Origin of the sequence: Flammeovirga sp. SubArs3 (assembly GCF_947387565.1) — a bacterium.
GTDB classification, from domain to species: Bacteria; Bacteroidota; Bacteroidia; order Cytophagales; family Flammeovirgaceae; genus Flammeovirga; species Flammeovirga agarivorans.
This window is the reverse complement of the sequence record NZ_CANDOA010000004.1, coordinates 520687-546241: the sequence shown is the minus strand read 5'-3', so window position 1 is coordinate 546241 and position 25555 is coordinate 520687. Positions and strand designations below refer to the sequence as shown.

Below are 25555 nucleotides of genomic sequence, written 5' to 3'. Positions count from 1 at the left end.
ACTCTCCAAAAATAAGATTTTTTGTACTACTATTGCTTTATGAATCTTACAGATTTCGATGTATTATCTCCTTGTAAACGAATAAAATATACGCCTTTTTGTAAGTGATCAACATCTAAAGTAAATGATCCTTGATTATCTAATCGATACATCCCTTTTAATTTACCTTCAACAGTAAACACTTCTAACTGAGTAAACTTGTTAGAGATATTTGCTAAAGTTAATCTACTCGAAGTAGGGTTAGGGTAAGCAACAAGTTCTGCCTCTAAAGATTCTGTAGAAGAAATAATCTGTCTACCATTAGATGATGATGAAATTTCAATCCAATTTAGGTTAAATGCACCTGAAGGGAATCCAATTCCAAAATTCTGACTACCTGCATTTAAGTATGCAGAGTGTGAAACTGTTTGCCAGTTTTGCCATCCACCAGTATTTGGAACATCAACGCTACCATAAACAGATTGTCCTTCATTACCTTCCAGTTGTACTTTCCCTCCATTCTGAGGTGAAGCAACTCTATAAGAAATCGTATAGTTTCCTGAAGTAGGAATATTTACATTATGAAAAGCTAACCAATCTCCTGCATCAATCCAACCTACATTTTGTCCACCCTCAGAACAATTTTCAGTTTGAACACCACCCATAAATGTGAAGTTTTCAGCTTCTAAACGTATTGTTTCTCCAGAAGGAGGAGGACATGTAGTACATGGAGGTGGAGTTGTTGTACCTAAAATTTCTTTTAGTAATAAACCACTTGCAGTCAAATCACTATCAGACCAACCACCTGTTGTTGATACCCCAGGATTTAACATTGAAGCACCTTCCGCTTTATCATTTACTGACCAGTTACAATGTGAAATTCCATTTGCTTCCATCCAGTCTACCCAAGCCCAAGTTTCATCATAAGCTACTCCGCCATCACCATTGGCATTCACAGTTCCCCACTCCGTTACAACAAGTGCAATACCTTGTGACATAGCATAATTACCTTTATCTCTTAAATATTGACCGTGTGTTCCAGCATAGAAGTGCAAAGTGTAGGCTATGTTATTATCTTGTATAGGATCATTAGCTGCTTGATCTACATCTTGAGACCATGTTGGAGTACCTACAATAATTAAGTTATCTGGATCAACCGATCGGATTGCATTTACTACCTGCTGAGCATAAGGTTTAATAGTTCCTGACCAAGACACCTGTAATGGCTCATTGTAAATCTCATAGATTACATGGTCATTATTACCATATTTCTGGGCCATTTCTGTGAAGAACTGTACTGCTTCATTAGTATTATTTTCAGCATGATGTGAATGCCAGTCAATAATCACATACATATCATTGGCAATTGCAGCATCAACAACTGTTTCTACTTTGGCTTTATTGCCTGCTTTATCGTCGATATATCCACCTGGATCTTCTACACCCATTGCAGCTCTTACGATTTTAGAATTAAAATCATTCTTCAATGAAGAAACTACAGAAGCATTATAGAATTTTTCACCACCCCAACCATTGTTAGACCAGAAGAAACTATTACCACCAAGTGCTACGGATTGACCATTTGCCGCTGCTACCTTATTTCCAGCAACTTGTAATCTACCATATTGAGACACCACTCCATTTCCTGTAGGAGGTACATCCTCATTTGTTACCGTAATATTTGCTGTAGCAGTAATTCCATTTTGTGATGCTGTAACTGTATAAGAACCTACTGTCGAAGCATAAAAAGTTCCATTAGGAGCATTGGATGACCAAGTTGGATTCACACTAATCGCATCGCCACAATTATCTGTACCTGAAGTTGATAATTGAACTTGATTTCCCACTTTTACTGATGTACTCGAAGGAGAAATGGTTAAATTCTGCAACCCATTTGATTGACAAGATGAACTTGACTTGAATTCAATCCAATTTACATTGAAACCTCCGACAATTGCATATAAGCCTAGAGCTTGTTCACCTGCTGTAGAAAAAGTCACTTCTTGAGAAATTGTTGTCCAGTTTTGCCATCCACCTGTAGCATTTACATTATATGTTGCCAGGATATCATTTCCCTCATTTTGATCAAAACGGAATTGGTTTCCTCCGCCATCACTTGCCACGCGAACATCTACGGTGTATGTACCCGGAGATGGTACATTGATTGTATATTCTAACCAATCACCATCATCAACATAACCAATATTTCCTCCACCTTCTGAAGAGTTTTCTTTTTGTACTCCTTGCATACGGCAATAGTTCTCTGCTTCTAAAATTCCAGGTAAAGTAACAACTGAACAGTTTTGTGTCTCTACTTCTCCATTACCATTACTCCCTTCACCATTTGAAGAATAAGATTGCATGATCTCTTTAGCAAATGCTCCTGAAGCAGTTAGGTTAGACCAACCACCTGTAGTTGATGCACCTGGATATAAAGCTGATGCACCTTCTGATTTATCGTTGATAGACCAGTTACAGTGAGATATACCATTATTTTTCATCCAGTCGACCCATGCCCATGTTTCATCGTAGTTTACACCACCATCGCCATCTGCATTTACTGACCCCCATTCTGTAACAAATAGTGCTAATCCTCTTGATAAAGCATAGTTACCTTTATCTCTTAAGAACTGACCATGTGATCCCGCATAGAAGTGTAAAGTATAAGCAATATTCGGTTGATTAATCGGATCATTTGCTGCATCATCCACATCTTGAGACCATTTTGGAGTACCTACAATAATAATATTGTCAGGATCATGCTTACGAATTGCAGAAATAATAGACTCTGCATACGGCTTAATTCCCTGACTCCATGAAGTATACTTTGGCTCATTAAATACTTCGTACAAAACGTTATCTAAGTGACCGTATTTTTGTGCCATTTCTTCGAAGAAACCATAAGCAGCTGCCCAATCATGTTCATTGGCATAGTGTGAGTGCCAATCAATAATTACATACATATCATTGGCTACAGCAGCGTTTACAATTGTTTCTACTCTTGCTTTGTTGCTACCCGGATCGTCGAAATAGCCTCCGCCATCTTCAACTCCCATGGCCGCTCTGATGATACCGGCATTCCAGTCTTGTTTTACCCAAGATACAACACCTTCATTATAGAATTTTTCGCCACCCCAGTTATTATTTGACCAGAATAAGCTTGGTCCAGCAAAACTTACTGATTGACCATTTCTGTTAACGACTTTGTTCCCATTTACTTGTAATAGTCCATTAGAAGAGACTTGTGCTTTTAAAAAAAAGGGTGTGAATATTAGAGAGAGTATTAATAAACACCCGCTAAAAAAAGATAGTTTAGACGTATTCATTTAAAAATTAGTTTTCTTGTTTAAAATTGTGCTATTCTAATATGAGCACTGTGCTGGTCGGATGAGTGATTTCACTCTACTACAAATTATAGTTAGTTTTCTTTGTAGCAATTCATTTCTTATGTTTTCATATTTTAAAATTTTGGTGATAAATAAATTATATATAATTCACCATAACTATTGTCTTCAGATATAAAAGAGAGCTCTGAAAAGAAGTAGTTAGGAATAAATTCAATAATAGTTAGTTGAAGTGTGGACAATCCAACATCAAAAACATTGGATTGTCCAGATAAGATTAAAATTAATTGACTTTTTGTCCTACTGTTATTTTGATCTTTTTGATGATATTGTCTGAAGAGTTACCTACATAAACCATGTATTGTCCTTCTTCCAATTTCCATTCTTTATCTTCTTCAGAATAGTATTTTAAATCATCAATATTGATACTCATTTCTATTTGCTGTGATGCCCCTTTCGCTAAGTGAACTTTTTTGTAAGCTTTAAGTTCTTTTAAAGCTCTATCCACTTTTGATTTCGGCTTACCTACGTATACTTGTAAGACCTCTGCTCCATCAACAGCTCCAGTATTTTTCACATCACAAGTGATGTTGATTTGATCATTTGCTGCAAATACTTTTTCATTGGAATTGATATTGTCAATCTCAAATGAAGTATATGAAAGGCCATATCCAAAAGCATATTTTGGGGCGATTTTCTTTGTATCATGCCAACGGTAACCTACAAGAATACCGTCTTTATATTCTTGGTTTGTACCATCTCCTGGATAAGAGATTTCACCATAATGATGTGCAGAGTTATCCTCTAATTTCTTAGGGAAAGTAAATGGTAATTTACCTGATGGGTTAACATCACCTGAAATCACATCTGCTAATGCATGACCGCCTTCACTTCCTAAGTACCATCCCTGCATCACTCCTTTTACGTTTTTCTCCCAATCCATCTTGACAGCGTTACCACTAATCAATACTACTGCGATATTTTCATTCACTTCTGCAATGGCATTAATTAAGTCTTCCTGTCCAAACGGTAAGTCATAAGCAACTCTATCATCTCCTTCACAATCCTGGTTATGGTTTTTATTTAAACCTCCGAAGAATAGTACAATATCTGCATCCTTTACTGCTTCTAAAGCGGCATTTTTCAATGAATCTGCATTGTAAGGAGAAGGTAATACTCTACCATATTGAGCAGCACCTGAAGCATATCCCATAGAGTGTACTACTTCAGCATTTTGGAATCTTTCCTGAATACCTTGTAACGGTGAAATTTCATATTCTACTTTTAACTCAGAAGAACCACCACCAATTGTCATCATACGAGTGGCATTCTCACCAATTACTACAATTTTAGTTTTCTTGGATGCTTCTACTGGGAAAATATTGTCTTCATTTTTTAATAAAACTACTCCTTCTCCTGCAACTCTTCTTGCTACATTATGATGAGCATCAGTGTTTACACTACCCCAAGGTCTACCTTCAGCTAATGACGTTCTAAACATTAAACGTAAAATTCTTCTTACTTTATCATCTAAAACATCTTCGCTCACTTCACCATTTTTTACCATTTCCTTAAAAGCTCCAGCTAAATAGTAATTCTCATAGTGGTTCTTCTCAGAATAAGTTAATCCATTGGTACCTGTACCCATTTCGATATCCAGTCCGTACTCTGCAGACTGCTTAGTATCATGTGCTGCTCCCCAATCAGTAATTAAAGCACCATCAAAAGCCCAATCACCTTTTAATATTCCATTGACTAGAAATTCATTGTGTGAGCAATATTGACCTCTTACTTGATTATATGCACTCATCATTGACCAAACTTCACCTTCTTCAACTGCAGCTTTAAATGCAGGAAGATAAATTTCATGTAAGGCTCTATCCGATAATTCTACATTGATATGGTCTCTCCAATGTTCTTGGTTGTTGGCTACAAAGTGTTTTACACAAGCGGCAACACCATTTGACTGAACACCTTTGATATAAGGAACCACCAACTGAGAGGCTAAATATGGATCTTCACCCATATACTCAAAGTTTCTACCGTTCAATGGAGTTCTGTAAATATTTACACCCGGCCCTAACAGTACATCCTTCTTTCTATATCTTGCTTCTTCACCTACAGCAACACCGTATTCATAAGATAAATCTTCATTGAATGTTGCTGCTAATGCTGTTAGTGCAGGAAAAGCAGTAATGGAATCATTCGTCCAATCTGCATACCCCCAATTATCCCAATTAATTTCTGCTCTTACACCATGAGGGCCATCACTCATCCATAACTCAGGGATTCCCAAACGAGGCACTCCTTTCGAGCTGAATTTTGATTGTGCATGGCACATCGCCACTTTTTCGTCTATTGTAAGTTCTTTAATAATTTCATCAATCTTTTTCTCCACTTCCTTACTTTCCTGAGCGAAAAGTGAAGTGGTTAATCCGGCCAGTAAGCCACCAACCATTAAAATTCTCTTTATTCTAAAATGTATCATACAAAATTGTTAATTACTGTTCATTATTGACTATTGTGAAAGTTTGCTTGTCTTTACCCACCCCTTTAATGGTCATTGATTTCCATTGTTTTGGTAATGATGATGGTATCTGAGTCACCCCATTATCTGTAATTTCTAGGCCTCCAAAACCGAAAAGAACCGCCTGCATCATTCCTCCTGATCCCGTAACAAAAAAGGCTAAATCATTGTCTGGTTGCTCAGTGATTACATTAAATGGTGGCTTTTGATTTTTTATATATCCTCTTTGGAATAATCTATATGCGTTTTCTACATCTCCTAGCCTCGATGCAATCACAGACAAAATTGAATGTGACATTGCCGGTGCAGAATATGTTATTTTTGGCTCATAATACTCTAAGTTTCTTTTGATTTGGGCTTTGTCCGAATAGTATTGTAATGGAAAAGAAAGTAAGTTCACATCAGCCTGTTTAATCATTCTCCCATCGTACCCGTCATACTCCATGGTAATTCCCTCTTCTACCAAAACAGGTATGGCATTAGCGACTTCCATCCATTCTTTATTGGGTTGTTTTTCCAATATATTTGCAGCCTTTACTGTTGCTCTTAGAACTTGAATAGCTGCAGCATTTGTAAAAGCATTATCATTTACATTTTCAGCATATTCATCTGCACAGACTACATTATTGATATGACAAACTCCATTTTCATCTTTCTCCACTCTACTCACCCAAAAATCTGCTACATTTTGAAGAACTTCATATCCTGTTGTCTCTAACCATTCTTTATCTTGTGTGACTTGATAATACTTCCAAAAAGCCAAGCCAATACAGGCCGTAATATGTTGTTCGAATGGACCAGTTAAAGCCCAAGTTGGAGTATCTTCTTCACCTGTAAGTGCTGATTCCCATGGAAACATTGCCCCTTCATAACCATGAGCCAGTGCATTCTTTTTGGCCTGTTCTAATCTATCTACTCGATAATCAAGAATATTTTTTGCTAATTCTGGCTGCATAAGTAAATAGGTGGGAAACATCCAAAGTTCAGTATCCCAAAATACATGTCCATTGTAGCCATTTCCTGATAAACCTACTGGTGAAACACTTAATCTAGTTCCCTTTCTTTCAAAAGAATATAAATTGAAAAGCTGCTGACGAACATCCAACTGTGCTTTGTTATCTCCTTCAATAACAATATCAGATTCCCATAACTTTTCCCAAGCTTTATCATGTCTGCTTTTTAACCTATCATACCCTTCCAAGTGGGCATAAATAGCTTTTCTCTCAGCTTCGTTAATAGCATCTACAGATTGAGCTGTATTACATTGTGAACCTACTAGAGTAAAACTATAAGTTTCTCCCTTTTTCAACTCAATTGTAAAAGATGCCTCCACTTCCTTTTCACTCACTTCTTTCATTTTTACATCAGGTTTCTCTTCTGAATCGAAAACAAAAGAAGTGGTAGCCGCTAGTTCATATTTTCCAGTTGGAGATTTAGCTGAAATAGAGGATAATATCAGATCTCCATGTTCACCAAATTTATGGTACATAGACTTCCCTGGTAAATTTACATCAGGTACGATCAACTGATTTTTGACCACAATTGAAGCATTCTTTTTTGCTTTAAGTTCAATACGGATCGCCCCAGTATAGGCTAAATGTCTTAATGCTGTCAATTGGTGTTTTACTTCTACTATATCATCGAAGTTAAATGCAGTAGTAAGAGTAGCATCATACATATTTAAGGTTTGGGACCAATCTTTAATATGTTGATTTTCTGAAACCCATTTCACATCATTTTTTTTAGGAGTAGATACCCCTAAATCCATATTTAAGAAATTGATTCCATGTACAATATTAGATACTCCACCTCGACCATAGATATCCCATACACCATTAAGGATCACCTCTTTTATTTGAAGAGGCTTCTCTGATGGTAATATTCCTATCATCCCATTGGCTACTGCCTGAGCATGGTAGTTGTCTTGTGATACTGCTTTAATCTCCCAAGCTTCATTTTGTGCAAAAAGGCTTGTGATAGTCAAAACAGAAATAATCCATATGGCTAAAGAAAAGCGCATTGTATTTAATATGTTATTTTTACGTTTAAATTAAATTAATTGTAAAATTAGTTAGTGTATTGTCTTTACAAGTAACCTTGATTCTGACTTAACAGAGATTATCTTCACTATTAGATTAATTATATTTTTTTAATAGATATCATTCACCGTTATAGTTCGATAATGTTAAAAAAACTAGGAATACCCACTGGATATTCCCAGTAAATAAATGAACTGATCATTGTTCATTTCTATCGTATCTGAATAGAATACTTGAGATAGAAAGAGGGTCCAATTCTTTCTATTCAATATAAATTATCTACCCTCAGCATTCTAAAAAGGGTAATTAGATAATTCTACATTTTTTAGGGAAATAACACACCTCAATAGATTATTGGGGTGATATTAATAAATGACGTCTCAATCATTCACAATTCCCTTGTGAGGCATATATGTCTAGGAAGTCTTTCATTTCATTCCAATACTATAGTTGAAACAGTTTCTCAAAAACTAAATTTGTTTGATGCTTATAGATAATATCAAATCATTTCATCTGTTCTTTAGTCTATAAGTATATCAACCGACTTATAGCCAACTTCCATAGCCTTACACTTACAACAATCGAAATATTCAAGAAAAATTGAAAAAAACAGAGGTCACTTTTTTACGTTTTTAATACTACATTATTACGATAAACAATTGCAATGCATTGATTTTTAATCACTTACATATATTTCATTAATACAACAAACTACTTAGCATAGTAAAAACAGATAAACTTATTTAATAGGTCGTTAAAGATTAAATATGGCTTCTTATTGCTCTCATCACTAATAAAACTAAGGTTATTATAGGCGTGGTAGGTAAAAATCTTTCCGTATTTCAAGCAATATCACCATGTATCTTGACCATTTCTCTTCCAATTTTAGACCTAATTCTTTAATTATTAAAATAGACCTAACGAAAAAAACTGTAACTACCCAAAGGGTACCTACAGTAATTTTTAGTGAATATCATACAAGATAATATCCAACATCTATCGTATGTTAGAATAGGATAAGAATATAAGATCATTCAATACTTAGTCCTGTCCAATACGTTTTCGAAAATAAAAAGAGAACGCTTAATGCTGATACAAAGACCAACATCAAACGTTCGAGAACAATACAGATTAGTAACCAGGATTCTGGTCTGCTGAGGTAATGCCTGGATTACCTACTATCTCTGCTAATGGAATAGGGAAAAGTTCATGCTTACCTTTTTGGAAACCTCTGTCTTTTAGTTTCTCGTCAGCTAAACCCCAACGAACTAAATCCCAGAAGCGAGAACCTTCATAAGCTAATTCTACTCTTCTTTCATTCACAATAGCGTTAAATAATGCGTCGCCAGTTACCGTTGCATCATAATCTGCTAAACCTCCAGCTCTTTGTCTAAGTTTATTCAACATAGCTCTTGCATCCGACTCGTTACCTTGTTCGTAATAAGCTTCAGCCGCTAATAAAATCACATCTGCAAAACGTAATAATCTCCAGTTTGTCGTATAATTCAACTCAGGAGTTGCACCACCTTCGTCTGTAGTTTCAGAATCAAAAGTCGTGTATTTTGTTCTAACTAAACCTTCAGTATCCCAACCGTCTGTGAATACCTGACCATAAAGTCTTGCTAAACCTTCATCATCTAAGATTGTTGCATCTCTTCTACCATCTGTTGCTTCAAATGAATCAAATAAAGATTTTGTAGGAGGCAAAAATCCCCATCCAGATCTAAGTTTATCTGACTTGATAGGTGTCGCACCTTCAATATCATCTAACTGTCTAGGTCCTGATAACTGAATATGACGGTTATCATGAGCATCTCTATTCCATTGGGTTGTACCCCAAGTATCAAGATTCGAAATAAACGAAGCTTCAAATAATGATTCCTTACCAAACTCTGTAGATTTCAATGTCAACTGTGAGAAGTCTGACTCTAAAGCTACTTCCGAACCTTCTACTTGGAGAACGCTTTCAAGAGGAGCAATTGCACCGGCAAAGTCCCCTTGAAATACACGCACTTTACCCAATAACCCTAATGCAGCTTGTTTGTTAGCTCTGAATGCATCGCCAGTACCATCAAAAACTGATTTATTTGGTAATACTTCAGCAGCTTCTGTTAAATCTTGTTCAATCTGAGCATATACTTCAGCCTTTGGCGTTCTTTCTTTACCCTCAGTTAACTCTACAGGTGGCTCTAACCATAATGGAACATCACCGAAAGCTGTTACCAACTCAAAGTAAAAATACGCTCTTAAGAATTTTGCTTCTGCAATCATTCTATTCATCAAATCACTTCTGCCCTCAGTAGGAGCATTTGTGATAATTTGATTAACTCTGTAAATACCATAATAATTAATATGGTAGAATGCTCTGATACCTGCATTTTCAGCATGCCACTCAAAGTCATCAATTTCTTGATATTGAGCCTGATCGGAAGCTCCACCTCCTCCACAATTCACATCATCAGCAGGTAAGTTTTTAATGACATAACAACTTGACCATCCCTGCAACTGATCTGATGATAACATATCATATGAAGCTGTAAGTGCTAAATCTATTTCATCATCAGTTTGATAATACGTCGATGTATCTGATTTACCGTAAGGTTCTACATCTAAGAAGTCGGAAGAACATGCTGTGAGCATTGCAGAAGCACTTAATACCGCAAGTAACTTCTTGAAGCTATATATTTTCATTATTAGTTAAATCTTAAGTTATTAGAATGATACAGAAAGACCGAATAATACTTTTCTTGAAACTGGATAAGTACCAAAGTCAATACCTTGAGCGTTGTTGTTGTTACTACCCACTTCTGGGTCCATTCCTTCGTAGTTTGTGAATGTGAAGAAGTCGTTTAACGATACATAAACCCTAGCTCTAGTCATGAATGCTTTCTTAGCAATCGATGATGGTAAAGTATATCCTAACTGAATTTGTCTGATCTTTAAATAGCTAGCATTTTGTACTAATAAATCACTCTTGAAGTAAGTATCATTATTATAACCTGCTCTTGGATATGTCGCTACATCTCCATCATTTACCCAACGATCTTCAGTCACGCTATTCAATCTATTTACAGCATTATTATCTGCTCTCATAAATCCAATAAAGTTTTGATGACCTGTTGCTCCTTGAAGGAAAATGTTTAAATCAAACCCTTTGTAACCTGCAGTTATGTTAGCACCATAGATAAACGTAGGGTGTGGAGAACCAATATTCGTTAAATCTTGATCATTAATTGAACCATCACCATTTACATCCTTGATGATTGGATCACCTGGACTGAAATTACTTGGATCGTCTTTAATATTATTCTCTTCAAGCCAGCTAGAAATATGTGCTTGATCTCTGAATATACCATCATTTTGATATCCTCTATAGTACCATACTGGTTGACCTGCTTCAAAATAAGTAACTGGACCTATTGTAGGTAATGAAGCACCTTCAATTCTTGTTAAACCATCTGCTACTTCTACCACTTCGTTCTTGTTAAACGCACCGTTGAAGCTTACATCATATGTAAATTCCTTCTCACTGTTTCTATAACCTAAGATCATTTCAAAACCTTCGTTAGAAACAGTCCCTGCATTCGCATATGGAGCATTGTTACCATATGATAAAGCTGGAGTAGATGGAGTTAATAGATCTTTAGTTAGTTTCTTATAGTAATCTGCAGTGAAGTATAATTTGCTATCGAAAGCTCTTAAATCAACACCTATGTTTGTTTGCTCAGAAGTTTCCCACTTTAAGTTAGGGTTAGCCAATAATGCTGGCTCAGCACCTGTTAGTAACAAACCGTTTGCATCAGGATACGCAATATTAGTAGTTGTAATCAACGAACGATATTGATCTACTCCTAAATTTGATAAACTACCATTTTGACCCCAGCTACCTCTTACTTTTAAGTAATCAATTTTATCGATGTTCCAGAATGCTTCATTTGATACGTTCCAACCCAATGAGATTGAAGGGAAGTTACCCCACTTATTTTCTGGTCCGAATAATGATGAACCATCTCTACGGAAAGTTGCTTCTAAGATATATCTGTTATCATAATCATACGATAATCTTGCAAAGTAAGAGTTCATTCTTTTTACTTCCTTACGACCAGTTACTCTATCATTATCTCTAGTAGTAACATAATCAGGGTATCTGAATAAATCATTCTCCTTCACCATATTACCTGATTTAGTATCTAGGTTTCTATAGTTGTTTTCTTGTGCTGACATACCCACTAAACCAGTGAATGAGTTCTTTCCAAACTTCTTAGTGTAAGTAGCAAAGTTTTCCCATAACCATGTAGACCAAACTTGTTCATTTGCGGTTACTGTAGGTGCATTGCTTTCTGAGTTAGAGTTAGCCCAGTAAGATGGATTCCAAGAGTTGAAGCTACCATACGCTGCATCTACACCAATACGAGAGCTAATTTTTAAACCTTTTACAGGCTTAAGGTTCACCAAACCAGTTGTTAAGATCTTGTTCTCAGAGTAAATACCTTTCTCATTTTCCAAACGAATCAATGGGTTATAAATCTCACCTTTCAAGAAGTCGTTGTTAGAAAGACCATAGTAATTACCATTTGAGTCTCTTGTTAATATTCTTCCTTCAGATAATTTATCCTGCATATAAGGAGTCAGTGCATTTGGAGCATATCTAGCTTGGCCAGTTGGGTCCATCATTAACGCACTATTTACAATACCATTAAAGCCATCGTCCTCTGTAATTGATGATCTTGAAAAACTAGTAAATGCAACATTTGCTGATACATCTAACCACTCTTTTACATCTCTGTTTACATTCAAACGACCATTGATTCTTTCATAACTTGCTTTATCGCCACCGATAATACCATCCTGAGAAGTATAACCAGCACTCAATAAATATGATCCTTTATCTGATCCACCTGAGAATGATAAGTTGTGATTTACCATCGGAGTTTGTTCCGTCGCTTCATTTACCCAATTTGTTCCTTCATTGAAATCATCTGGATTTGGAATATAATAATCCTGACCATCATGAGCTTCTTGCATAAACTGAGCATATTGTTTTGCATTCATCATGTTAGGCTTATAACCAATGCTTTGAATACCATATTGGAATGAGTAATCAATACTTGAACGACCACTCTTATCACCTGATTTTGTAGTGATGATTACTACACCGTTTGCACCTTCTGAACCATAAATTGCTGATGAAGCTGCATCTTTTAGTACTTCCATTGAAGCAATATCTGATGGAGCTAAGAAACTGATGTTTCCTGTTTTCATACCATCTACGATATATAATGGATCACTATTACCATTTGAACTTGCACCTCTAATACGAATCTTAATCCCGTTACCTGGAGAACCCGATTGAGGAGTTACCGTAACACCCGCTGCCTTACCTTGTAATGCTTGCTCTGCTGTTACTGCTGAACTTACAATATCGTCAGCATCAACACTTGCAATTGCACCTGTTACTAATGATTTTTTCTGTACACCATAACCTACAACTACTACTTCTTCAAGTTGTTCTTGGTCAACTTCAAGCGTTAGGTTGAATTCTGTTTGAGTACCGATAGCCATTTCTTTTGTCTTATAACCAACAAAAGTAAACACTAAAGATTGAGCTGTTGGAGGTACGCTTAATTTGAAATTACCATCAAAATCTGTAATTGTACCAGTTGTTGTTCCCTTAATAGTGATATTCACACCCGGAAGTGGTGTATCTGTATCACCTCCGATAATTGTTCCTTTTACTATTTTATCTTGAGCATACGTAGAGCTCAAGCCTACAAGCATAATAACTAAGGTAGTCATTAAAAGCTGTAGCCGCTTAAAAATTTGTACTTTTAGCATTTCAGTCAATGAATATATTTTAAAAAAATAGAGCATAAGTGCTTTCAGAGAGTATGTATAGCACTTCTTTGTAAATTAGAAAATAGCACCATCCTTAATAATAGAGCATAATAGATAGATGTTTTTTTAAGATGAATAAGGACGATTCTTTCTATATAATAGTGGAAAATAATAGTTCTTATAGTTTCATAGTTTCGATTTCATTTCATTAGTAAATTAATTTTATGTCGGTTAGCTAAACGTCATGATACAACAATCGAGATAATCATAATAAATCAAAAAAATAATAAGTCACTTTTTTACACTTTTAATACTACATTATTACGACAAACATTTTCAATTGACTATATATCAATCACTTAACAATACTACATTTACTATTTTAACAAATAATCAATACTAAAAAAATAAAGCCCAACTCTTAATTTAAATAAGAATTGGACTTTAAAAATTTATAATTTTTCACAAAATGACACCTTATTCTAAGTGATCATTGAGCCATTGAAGTATATTATTTGTAGTTGCAGTGATATTTACTTCTCTCTGTTTTGTCAATTGTAATAACTTAGCTTTTGTTTCTGTTGGTGTTGAAATAGCTATCCAAACGGTACCGACAGGTTTTTCTTCCGTTCCTCCGTCAGGTCCGGCGATTCCTGTAGTTGCAATCCCAAAATCAGAATTGTACTTTTCTTTGACATTTTCTGCCATTTGTAAAGCTGTTTGTTCACTTACCGCACCATAACTTTCTAATGTTTCTTTCAATACTCCCAATTGAGAATGCTTAACGTCATTACTATATGATACTATGCCTCCGTTATAAAATGCAGAACACCCTGCCATTTTGGTAATTCGGTGAGCTAGTAAACCACCTGTACATGATTCGGCTGTTGCTAATTTTAATCCTTTTGTAATCATCTTGTCCATGATTACTTTTTCAATTTCTACATCTTCCTCTGCAAATAGCTTGTCACCTAACAAAGGTTTTAGTAGTTCTACTTGTTCACTAATTGCATTATCTAATACCGATTTATCCTCTCCCACAGCTGTTAGCCTTAACCTCACTTGACCAAATCTTGGTAGATATGCCAATTTGATAAACTCAGGAAGGTTATTCTCCCAATCTTCAATGGTCTGTGCTAAAACTGATTCTGGGATACCCATTGTTCTAAGCATCTTATGTACAATATGTGGAGTCTCATATTTTTTCTGTAGTTGAGGCAACACATGATTGGTCATTAGAAACTTCATTTCTCTTGGAACCCCTGGCATGGAAACAAATGTTTTGTTTCCAGAGTCAAACCACATACCCGGAGCAGTACCCACTTCATTCATCAATACCTTTCCATTACTTGGCACCTCTGCCTGTAAACGGTTTAGTTCCGTTAATTCTCTGTTTCTATTTCTAAATAGCTCTGCAATATTGTCGTAGACTTCTTGATGAAAAGTCATATCCACTCCAAAATAATCTGCTATTGTTTTTTTTGTAATATCATCCTTAGTTGGTCCTAAACCTCCAGTTATTAGAATCACATCTGCTCTTTTCTGAGCTTCTTCGAGGATATTGAGTATCTCTTCTCTTGTATCACCTATTGAAGTTTTACGGATCACCTTAAACCCGATTTTATTTAACTCCGTTCCCATCCATTGAGAATTGGTATCTGTGATCTGTCCATAGAGAATTTCATCCCCGATTGTAATAATTTCTACGTAAGTATGTGTATTCATGTCTCTTTTGTTTTCAAAATAAATTTAGAGTTACGAAATTAAAGGATCTAATTTGACAAATAATGAGCAGTAAGAACAAATTTCGTATGATAGGTATAATGTCAGGTACAAGCCTCGACGGTGTTGACCTTTGTTATGCCGAATTTTGGAAAGACAGGCAAAAACAATGGCGTTACTATATGCCCTATACCTCAAGCCATGATTGGAATGAGGAGTGGAAACAACGCCTAAATACTGCCGAACATCTTTCTGCATTTGAATATATAAAATTAGACCGTGATCTTGGGAAGAAACTAGGACAATTGGCAAAATGTTTCATTGATGAGCATCAATTAAAGGTAGACTACGTTTGTAGCCATGGTCATACGATTTTCCATCAGACTGAAATAGGTATTACTTCACAGATTGGCGGTGGCCCTGAAATAGCTGCTGCATCTCAACACAATGTGATCAATGATTTTAGAGTTGCTGATGTTGCATTAGGCGGTCAGGGAGCTCCATTGGTACCGATAGGCGACCGATTACTGTTTAATGAATACCATTATCGTTTAAATCTGGGAGGAATCGGGAATATATCTTATGAAGTCGATAATGAAACCATCGCTTTTGATACTTGCCCTGCCAACATGCCTCTAAATGTCTATATGCGCTCAATAGGAAAAGAATATGACGATAAAGGAGGAATGGCAAGAAGAGGTAATGTTCAGAAAAAAATTTTTGATGCATTAAATAAGCTAGACTTCTATTCTTCATTTGGAGCAAAATCATTGGGAAAAGAATGGGTAGAAGAACACTACTTACCTATCTTAAAGCAGATTGATCGTTTAGAAGACCGTTTAGCTACCAGTATAGAACATACTGCCTATCAGGTCAATCAGGTAATACAGAATGCAAATAACTTATCAAAAATACACTTCGGAAAACCAAAATTACTGATTACAGGTGGAGGTGCTTATAATGACTATCTGATAGATCGTATTCGCTCCTATTGTACAACTGTTGAAGTAGTTCTTCCATCAGAAAAAATAATCACACACAAAGAAGCCTTACTTTTTGCTTTTTTAGGTTGTCTACGTCTAAATAGAGAAAATAACTGTCTTAAGAGTGTAACAGCTGCATCACAAGACAATTGTGGAGGAGTAATACATCATATTTTTGTCAATCAAGAACAAGATCTAAATAAAGAAAAAGATCAATTAATCGATACTCAAGAAATGCCTTCATTTAATAAGATTATTGGCTGTGGAGGGTAAACTAAATAAATAGAAAAAAATGCGCATACAATATAATGCACCGGTAACATTGACTTTTACATTTATCTGTGCTGCTTTTATGATATTAAAAAATATTGGATTTGATCTCACACCTATTTTTAGTGTAGGCACTTTTAGTTCCATGAGCTTTTCCAACCCATTAACCTATTTCAGACTTTTCAGTCATGTGATTGGACATGGTGGATGGGATCACTACTTTGGTAATTTCACTTATATCCTATTATTAGGACCTATACTTGAAGAAAAATACGGTAGTAAACAGTTACTGACCATGATGTCTATTACGGCTCTAGTAACAGGTTTAATCAACGCTATTTTCTTATCTAGTGGTTTACTAGGTGCCAGTGGCATTGTATTTATGTTTATTCTTTTGAGTTCTGTTGTGAATGTTCAAAAAGGAGCAATTCCACTAACATTCATCCTTATTGTGATCTTATTCTTAGGACAAGAAGTAGTCAATGCATTTAGTGCTGATAATATCTCTCAGATGGCACATTTAATGGGAGGTATCTGTGGAGCAATCTTTGGGTTTAGCGTGGACAAATACAAACCAAAAGCAAAGTTAAATCAATAGGTTTCTATATATTTTTAATAATAGCTAATCAAAGAATAGTTTACTCTTTACTACTTTGGTTAGCTATTTTTTTATTCTTGAAATTATATGCCTCTTTGTCTTTGATATATTTTATCACATCATTTAAGTATAGAAATAATTGGTTGCCCCCCATCTGTTCAACAACCTCTCCTTTATAAAGCAAATCTCTCACTGGGCCAACTACAGAGCACATATATAATTCTATTCCTTTTCTTTTTTGTTGATGGATAAATTGCTTCAATTCATTTAAAGCAGTGATATCAATAGAGTTAATACTTTCAGATTTTATCACAATAGCATGAATATCTGTTCTTTTTGATAATTCACGTTTCATTTCATCAAGGACATACCTGATATTACTGAAATACAATGGAGCATCTACTCTAAAAATAATAATATGATTTTCTTCTTTTGCACCATCAAACCTTAGTATATTCTTATAAATTCTAGTGTCTTCTATTTTTCCTAAAACTGCCAAATGTGGTTTTAAAGTTTGATACATAAATACCCCTAATGAAGCAATTACTCCACTACTTAATCCGACAATCACTCCAAATTCTATCGTTAATATAAAAGTGAGGATACAGACTACAAACTCTCTTTTTCTAAGGAAATAAATTTCTTTGAAGTAACTAAAACTAAACAAAGAAGGTGTTGCTGCAATAATTACTGCAGCGAGTACTGCTTTCGGTAAGTAGTAAAAGATATCTGTAAAGAAAAGAAGTACAATGGCGATCATCACACTAGAGATAATATTTGATGCTCTAGTTTTTGCTCCTGCCTCTTGGTTAATCGCTGTTCTAGAAAAGCTTGAACTTGCCTGATATCCACCAAACAAAGTACCAATACTGTTAGACAAACCTAAAGCAATAAATTCCCTATTGATATTAATTTTACTATTCCCTTCCTCAACGCTTTTAATGATACTATTGGATACAGTGAAACCGATAATAGCTACAATCACAGAAATAGGTAATAATTCTTTGAGGTTGACTTGTTCAAAAGATGGAAGAATAAGTTGAGGCAAACCACTTGGTATATTCCCTACTACGCCTACTCCCATCCCTTCAAAATCCATATACATGCTCAACAGTATACTAATCACTACGATTAAAGGTGTAGATATCTTTTGTAGGTTCACTTTTTTGGCTAAGAAAATGACCAATAGAGTACCGAAACCAACGATTAATGTAGGAAAATGCATATGAGAAGCTTTAGAAATCATATAATACAACTCCTGATGAAAATAAGATGTTTCTACCTTCTCCAACCCGAATAAATGGGTTACCTGACTAAAGGCTATAAGTAAAGCTGCAGCAGTCGTAAACCCTTTTAATAAAGGCTGAGAAAAGAAATTAGCAATAAATCCAAACTTCAATAGGCCTGCAATTACTTGTAAAATGCCTGCGAAAAAGACAACTACCATCACATTAGCCACATACTCCTCACTAGACATTACCACTCCTAAAGAAGCAATACCTGAAGCTAATAGCATAGAATCTAAAGCAGCAGGTCCTACTACCAACTTTTGTGTTGTGCCAAAAAGGAAATAGCAAATTGGGGCAATCAACGAGGCATATAATCCATATTGTACAGGTAATCCTGCAATAACAGCGTATGCCATCCCTTGAGGAATTAACATAATTCCAGTCGCGAAACCCGCCGCGGCATCACCAGAAATATTAGAAACCTTGTAGTTTCTTAATAAGGATAAGGCTGTAATAGGATTCTTCATGCACTAAAAGTTGTATTTATTAGTTTATATACACTTATCAACAAAACGGTGAATTACCAACATTGTTATTCAGATTTATTTACATATCTGTTGATAAGTCACTGATTTACTTGAAATTATACAAGATCAATGCTTTATAATACAACAGTTATCAACAATTTCATCTGAATTAGTGTTTATAGTCTGTGAATAACATCTAATAATCAGTCACTTACAATATAATTATTCTTAGATCTCGATATTTTTCTATGTGATCACGACTCAAAATTATACCTTTGAATCCAATAAGAAAAAAGATATTAGATCATTATTTTGAAAAAGTTAAAATTAAAGACGGACAAATACGTCAGAAGATTTGCGATTGGTGATATTCATGGTTGTTACCACACCCTGAAATATTTATTAGAAGACGAATTAAAAATTACTACTAACGACTTTATTGTTTTACTCGGAGACTATATCCATAAAGGTCCTTACAGCAAAGAAGTGATCGATTATATTCTCGATTTACAAAAAGACGGTTATCATATATATACAATCAGAGGAAACCATGAACAGAACCTGATTGACAAGCAGAAAACTTATAAGCCTAAATTTTTACGTTTCATCACAAGGATTTTCACAAAACCTAGAAAGAGTATTCTAAGTGAGGATGGCGTTTTATATTGGCACCATAAAGAATTCTTCAATGAACTTCCTTATCATATCATTATTGAAGATTATCACTTTGTGCATGCTGGATTTAATTTTAGTGCAGAAAAGCCTAAAAAAGACTTTGACGCAATGTTAACCATTAGAAAGCCTTTGCCTCCTATTGAACGTATTAATGAAGTTTTGAAGAAGAAACGTTTAGTTCATGGGCATACGCCTAAATTTATTTATGAAGTAGAAAAGATGGTCAAAGAAAAAAGAAAGATCATCAATCTAGATTCAGGCTGTGCATATTTGAAAACACCAACTACAGAACAAAGAAAATATCATGGTTATTTATCTTGTTTAAATTTAGATAGTTTAGAATTGATTAAAGTAAAGAATAAAGATCAACTTTAATGAAAGTTCACTAACTTAACTATTTAAATTTACCTCGACCGATTAACGTCAAACTATTAAATATGAGACTATTATTTGTTGTCAACCCTATTTCTGGTGATATCGATAAAGAACCTTTCCTTAAGGAAGCTACAGCCCTATTAGATGTATATGATATTCATTACCACATCTTCAGGACTACGGGTAAGGATGATTTAGAAAATCTCAAAAAAGAGATAGACCATTACCAACCCAGTCGAGTGGCATCTGTAGGTGGTGACGGCACAACTTTATTTACGTCTACAGCATTATTAGATAGTGAAATCCCTATGGGCATTATTCCTTTAGGTTCTGCAAATGGAATGGCTGTAGAGTTGTTTGTTGATCCGGATCCAATGTCAGCCCTAAAAGATATTCTGATGTCTAAAATATCTGTAGGGCTTGATTTATTAAAAGTCAACAACGAACATTATTGTCTTCATATAGGTGATATTGGGGTAAATGCTCAGATTGTCAATGGGTATTCTAAAGATCCCAATAGAGGTATGACTACCTACTTTAAGTATTTCCTAGAACAACTTAGAGAGACAAACATATTCGATTATACCATAGAGATTGACGGTGAAGAGTATGACGAAACGGGTATTATGATGGCGATATGTAATGCTAGGAAATTTGGAACAGGTGTCCCTCTAAATAGTATTAGTAATCCTTTTGATGGCAAATTTGAATTGGTAGCCATACCAGAAATGAATTTTGAAGATCTTATTATCGTCGGTCTTTCAAAATTTGATGAAAGCTTTTTAGAAGATGCTAATGGCAACGTTTATTCTGCTGAAAAAGCAAAGATTAAATTTAAAAACCCTCAACTTCTCCAATTAGATGGAGAAGTAATTGGAGACATCACAGAACTTGACATTGAAATTGTACCTGGTGCTGTCCAATTTATCACAACAAGAAAAAATCTATTATTAGAAGATTTATAAAGAATAGAAAAAAAACAACCGCAAAATATTGAACTTCAATTAGTTAGCAAACTGATTGAAGTTTTTTTTTATTTTTTTTCTAAAATGTGTGTCTTTTCAACTCCTTCCAATACTTCATAGGTGAAAACAGTTTAAAACAATCAAAATTAAAAAAATAAATTCCTATGAAAACGATCAAAATTTTACATCAATCATGCTGCGGTGTTAACCCAAGAATCAGAAAGCAAATTGAAAAAGTGGCTGCAGAAAAAAATGTTGAAGTAGCTATTCAAGATGTAACTGATATGATTGAAACAATGCAGTTCGGTACTACAGAGTTTCCTTCTTTGGTAATTGATGGAAAAGTATTCAACTACCGCCAAAAAAATACAGATGAGGATATAGCAGCTATGCTTGCATAATAGCTCTCCTCTAAAATTTCTCATTCACTCTAATAGAAACAAGTCATGGAAAAGATTATCAAAATTCTTCATCAGGATTGCTGTATGATTAATCCAATCATAAAGAAGAGAGTCGAAAAAGTTGCAGAGAAAAATAATATCGCTGTACAAGTAGAAGACCTCAGAGAATTAGAACAAGTAATGATGTATGGCACTTCAGAATTTCCTGCAGTTGTGGTAAACGATAAAGTTTACAGTTATAAAAAACATCATTCAGATGAAGAATTATTGAAAATCTTAAATGCATAGTATCATGGAAAGTTTATTAATAAAAGCAGCAGATTATTTAGTTTATCAATTAGCAGGTTTAGCACCTGAATCTACTTTTGGTAGTGCCTTACATTACTTTCTTGTAGGAACTACTCATATCATTCTCTTAGTAATAATTATTACTTATATCATGGGGATCGTTCAAAGTTATCTTCCATTAAATAAGATAAGAGCCTACTTAGAGAAAAATAAAAAGTTTGGTATTGGTAACCTTCTTGCTTCCACTTTAGGCGCTGTAACACCATTCTGTTCGTGTTCATCTATTCCTCTTTTTGTAGGGATGATGCAATCAAGAATTCCTTTAGGTATTGCACTTTCTTTCCTGATTACTTCACCTTTGGTAAATGAAGTGGCTATTGCAATGTTTATTGTTTCTTATGGATGGAAGTTTACCATTATCTATGTGCTTTTCGGAATTCTACTTGGTGTTGTAGGTGGTATCATCTTAGATAAAATCGGTATGGCAAAATATGTGGCTGACTGGGTAAAAAACTTAGCGGAGACACATGCTGTAGAGGATAATGACGAAAGATCGTTCGGTGAGAGATTACCTGAAATTCATGCTGAAACAGTTCAGACATTAAAGAAACTGATTCCATATATCTTAGTTGGTTTGGCTATCGGTTCATTTATTCATGGATTTGTTCCTCAATCTTTCTTTGAAAAATACATTAATGCCGACAATCCATTTGCTGTACCAATTGCGGTTTTAACAGCAATACCATTATACATTGACGCCGTAGGTATCTTACCTGTCATTGACTCTTTGATTGCTAAGGGAGTACCTATGGGAACAGCAATCGCCTTTATGATGGGAGCCGTTGGTTTATCCTTACCAGAAGCTTTACTTCTAAAGAAAGTAATGAAGAAACAATTAATTATCACTTTCTTCAGTACCATTGGCTTAGGGATGATCCTTGCAGGTTATTTCTTCAATATAATGTTTAGCTAATGCAAAATATTTTAAAATCAGGTTTGGCGGTATTTACCGCCTTACTTGCTTCTACCTGTTGTGTAGGGCCTTTGTTAGCCATTGTAGGACTAATGGGGGTTTCTGCATCAACATTAACTTGGCTGATAAGTATCAAACCATTATTAATTGGAAGTAGTTTAATGCTAACACTTTATAATTTGTACAAAGCCTATTTTCCAAACAAGAAAGAGAGCTGTTGTACTAGTAATATAGAATATGAAGAGTTAGCACTCACAGAAAAAAGAGCATTCCATTTTTTCCAATCCAAAAGATTTTTATGGGGCATCGCCTTCTTAAATATCTTTATTCTAATACTTCCCTATTTAAACCTAATATAAAATGAAACTAATCAACATCATCATCACTATCGTTGGATTACTTTTTATCAGTAGTTGTAACACATCTAATGGGAATACAACTGAAAAAGTATCATCTACTACGGTAAAGCAAACAGAAAAAACATATCAGCTGAAAGGCTTTAAATCAAGTTGTTGTACGGGGATTGTAAACTACTCTCTTAAAGAAGTAGATGGATATCTTGGAATGCAACCCAATTTAGAAAACTCCTCGGTAACTGTATGGTTTGATAACAGCAAGGCTTCTGAAAAAGAAATCATTGATGCTATTAATCAGACGCCATACAAAGTAAAGCAATAGACGTGTGACTAATTCTTTATTACCCAAAAAAGGGATTCCTAACATTGGAATCCCTTTATTTTTATATCTACAAGTAGTTTTCCCACCAAGAAGAAATAGGATATTTTTCCTGATGTAAAACTATAGGTTCTCCTATTCTTGGAGTTGAAATTGGCATATTTAATTCATCTGCTTTTTTCTTCACTCTTACCACAGGGTCAGTCCAAGAATGTAGTGCTAAAGTAAATGCTCCCCAATGTATAGGCATCATTAGTTTAGCATTAATATCTACTGCAGCCTGAGCAGACTCTTCTGGTAACATATGTATCTGTGCCCATTTCACATTGTATTGACCACATTCCATCATACCTAAATCAAACGGACCATACTTTTCACCAATCTCTTTAAAGTGAGTTCCATACCCACCATCACCACTAAAGTATAATCTATCCTTTTCTGTTATCAATACCCAAGACCCCCATAATGTCGCATTCCTATCTGTAAGTCCTCTTCCAGAAAAGTGTCTTGATGGAGTAAATGCCAATTTGATGTTACCTAACTCAGCCTCGTCCCACCAATTTAATTCATGGATTTTCTCCTCTGGAATACCCCATGCTCTAAAATGAGCGCCAACACCTAATGGCAGATAGTATTGATCTACTTTTCCTTTCAACTTTTCGATACTCTCATAATCTAAATGATCATAATGGTCATGAGATATAAAAACAGCATCGATATGTGGCATATCTTCGATAGATATTGGTAATTCTTTAGAATATCTCGATTGACCTAACCATGGATGTGGAGCTGGTACATCTCCTAACATTGGGTCTAATAAGATCTTTTTCCCTGCCATTTCTACCAAGAAAGCAGAATGCCCAAACCATGTTACTCTAGTTAGCGTATCATTGTTCACTACATCACCCACTTCCATTGATAACACTTCGATGTTTCTTGCAGGTCTATCATTAGGTACACCTGCCATGAACTCTCTTAATGTTGACCAAATACTATCCATATTCATATCCATGGTAGTCGTTGTCAAATTGATAAATTCACCTTCATCATAATGCCCTGAGGCTGTATATCTTTTAATATCTTCTTCTGTATGTGTCCCTCCAAACTGTGGACTTAAAGTGATAAATAAGAGCCCAACTATCACAATAAAAGCAAGAACAGAAAGGATAGAAAATGAAATATATTTCAGTGTTTTTCTAAGTGACATATAATACTTTTTCAATAAGAATTTGATTTGAACTTATAAGTTTTAAAAATGTAATCATAAATGATACTATTTGAAGCTATTTTTAGTTTATTGATTGTGTAACCAATTAAAAATCAATTGAATATTTTGTCAACTTAAATCAATTAACTGTCTATTGGATAGTAACTCTTCAATAATTATCAATTTTAATAACTCATGAAAAAACTACTATTTTCATTTCTATTCGCATTTTTATGCTCACTCACTTTAATCAATGTTACATCAGCACAATCTTTTAGAATTGGAGGCGGTGTTGGTAACACTTTCGCAGAGCATAAACTCACTGATATTTCTGGTGATGACTTTAAAGTAAATGACAATGCTCTTGCTTGGAAAGTATTTGCAGGCGTTGGTAATAAGTTCCTTGGTATTGAAGGCGGCTACCGTTCGTTAGGTAAAGTAAAAGATTCTAGTAGCGGAAATACCTATGAGTCCAAAGTTACAGGTTGGGATGTAGCAGCAAGAGGTAAACTGCAAATCGGTCCAATATTCGGCTTCGCAAAAGCGGGTGCTTTCTTTGCAAAATATGACAACTCTGTTTCTGGTGGACAAACTGCATCGGATAGCGATAATGAGACAAAATTCCTTTGGGGTGTAGGTGCAGGTGTAATGCTTGGAATGTTTGAAGTTAGATTAGAATGGGAAGCGATGGACCTTAGTAGTGATGCTCACCTTTCTACTTTAGGGCTGAGTGGAGTACTTCATTTTGGAGGAGACGAATAAAAAATTTAAATGAAATAAAGGGTCACAGAGAAATTTGTGATCCTTTTTTTATCCCATCACACATAATTTTTTATAACTTCCTGTCGCAAATTAAATTATTTAATACTTCAATTATTTATCAAATCTAAACTTCTCATGCAACCTTCTTCTACATAGGTTGTCTTTAAATTAAAATTTAAAT

Annotated in this window: 18 protein-coding genes; 10 read left to right on the top strand and 8 right to left on the bottom strand. The window is 34.9% G+C overall.

The features are described 5' to 3' along the window. Positions 1–29 precede the first annotated feature (29 nt). From QL232_RS14550 to QL232_RS14525, 6 genes are all read right to left on the bottom strand, one after another. Positions 30–3305 (bottom strand): cellulase family glycosylhydrolase, encoded by a 3276-nt coding sequence (locus QL232_RS14550; RefSeq protein WP_281614636.1) that lies wholly within the window; start codon positions 3303–3305, stop codon positions 30–32. A gap of 301 nt (positions 3306–3606) precedes the next feature. Then, the gene (locus QL232_RS14545; RefSeq protein ID WP_281614635.1) at positions 3607–5811 is read right to left on the bottom strand and encodes a glycoside hydrolase family 3 C-terminal domain-containing protein; all 2205 of its coding nucleotides are present in this window, start codon (positions 5809–5811) and stop codon (positions 3607–3609) included. Between the two features lie 13 nt (positions 5812–5824). Then, a complete protein-coding gene (locus QL232_RS14540; protein WP_281614634.1) occupies positions 5825–7870 on the bottom strand; it encodes a glycoside hydrolase family 65 protein in 2046 nt (681 codons plus the stop codon). Positions 7871–9020: 1150 nt separating this feature from the next. After that, complete coding sequence (locus tag QL232_RS14535) at positions 9021–10580, bottom strand: RagB/SusD family nutrient uptake outer membrane protein (protein ID WP_281614633.1); 1560 nt, start codon at positions 10578–10580, stop codon at positions 9021–9023. 21 nt (positions 10581–10601) lie between these two features. Continuing rightward, positions 10602–13724 (bottom strand): TonB-dependent receptor, encoded by a 3123-nt coding sequence (locus QL232_RS14530; RefSeq protein WP_281614632.1) that lies wholly within the window; start codon positions 13722–13724, stop codon positions 10602–10604. Positions 13725–14201: 477 nt separating this feature from the next. Next, on the bottom strand, positions 14202–15449 hold the full coding sequence (locus QL232_RS14525) for a competence/damage-inducible protein A (RefSeq protein ID WP_281614631.1): 1248 nt from the start codon (positions 15447–15449) through the stop codon (positions 14202–14204). A gap of 62 nt (positions 15450–15511) precedes the next feature. Between QL232_RS14525 and QL232_RS14520 the strand changes: the two genes are divergently transcribed. Both QL232_RS14520 and QL232_RS14515 read left to right on the top strand, forming a co-directional pair. Beyond that, entirely contained in the window at positions 15512–16702 is a 1191-nt protein-coding gene (locus QL232_RS14520) for an anhydro-N-acetylmuramic acid kinase (protein ID WP_348646742.1), read from the top strand. A gap of 19 nt (positions 16703–16721) precedes the next feature. Continuing rightward, positions 16722–17297: a rhomboid family intramembrane serine protease gene (locus QL232_RS14515; protein WP_168881523.1), complete on the top strand. Its 576-nt coding sequence runs from the start codon at positions 16722–16724 to the stop codon at positions 17295–17297. Positions 17298–17337: 40 nt separating this feature from the next. Here QL232_RS14515 and sulP read toward each other — a convergent pair whose 3' ends face one another. After that, positions 17338–19053, bottom strand: a complete 1716-nt coding sequence (sulP, locus tag QL232_RS14510; RefSeq protein WP_281614630.1) for a sulfate permease — start codon at positions 19051–19053, stop codon at positions 17338–17340. A gap of 312 nt (positions 19054–19365) precedes the next feature. Here sulP and QL232_RS14505 point away from each other — a divergent pair, with 312 nt between their 5' ends. From QL232_RS14505 to QL232_RS14475, 7 genes are all read left to right on the top strand, one after another. Beyond that, entirely contained in the window at positions 19366–20103 is a 738-nt protein-coding gene (locus QL232_RS14505; protein WP_168881525.1) for a metallophosphoesterase family protein, read from the top strand. 62 nt (positions 20104–20165) lie between these two features. Next, positions 20166–21068, top strand: a complete 903-nt coding sequence (locus QL232_RS14500; RefSeq protein WP_281614629.1) for a diacylglycerol kinase family protein — start codon at positions 20166–20168, stop codon at positions 21066–21068. 164 nt (positions 21069–21232) lie between these two features. Further along, complete coding sequence (locus QL232_RS14495) at positions 21233–21469, top strand: thioredoxin family protein (RefSeq protein WP_281614628.1); 237 nt, start codon at positions 21233–21235, stop codon at positions 21467–21469. Between the two features lie 45 nt (positions 21470–21514). After that, positions 21515–21757: a thioredoxin family protein gene (locus QL232_RS14490; RefSeq protein ID WP_168881528.1), complete on the top strand. Its 243-nt coding sequence runs from the start codon at positions 21515–21517 to the stop codon at positions 21755–21757. A 4-nt stretch (positions 21758–21761) separates the two neighbouring features. Next, positions 21762–22730 (top strand): permease, encoded by a 969-nt coding sequence (locus QL232_RS14485; protein WP_281614627.1) that lies wholly within the window; start codon positions 21762–21764, stop codon positions 22728–22730. Next, entirely contained in the window at positions 22730–23089 is a 360-nt protein-coding gene (locus tag QL232_RS14480) for a hypothetical protein (protein ID WP_281614626.1), read from the top strand. Before QL232_RS14485 ends, QL232_RS14480 begins: the two co-directional genes overlap by 1 nt. A 1-nt stretch (position 23090) precedes the next feature. Further along, positions 23091–23408: a heavy-metal-associated domain-containing protein gene (locus QL232_RS14475; protein WP_281614625.1), complete on the top strand. Its 318-nt coding sequence runs from the start codon at positions 23091–23093 to the stop codon at positions 23406–23408. A gap of 67 nt (positions 23409–23475) precedes the next feature. On the opposite strand, the gene QL232_RS14470 is transcribed toward QL232_RS14475, so the two are convergent. After that, on the bottom strand, positions 23476–24612 hold the full coding sequence (locus tag QL232_RS14470; protein ID WP_281614624.1) for an MBL fold metallo-hydrolase: 1137 nt from the start codon (positions 24610–24612) through the stop codon (positions 23476–23478). Positions 24613–24807: 195 nt separating this feature from the next. Between QL232_RS14470 and QL232_RS14465 the strand changes: the two genes are divergently transcribed. Continuing rightward, on the top strand, positions 24808–25374 hold the full coding sequence (locus QL232_RS14465) for an outer membrane beta-barrel protein (protein ID WP_168881533.1): 567 nt from the start codon (positions 24808–24810) through the stop codon (positions 25372–25374). Positions 25375–25555 lie beyond the last annotated feature (181 nt).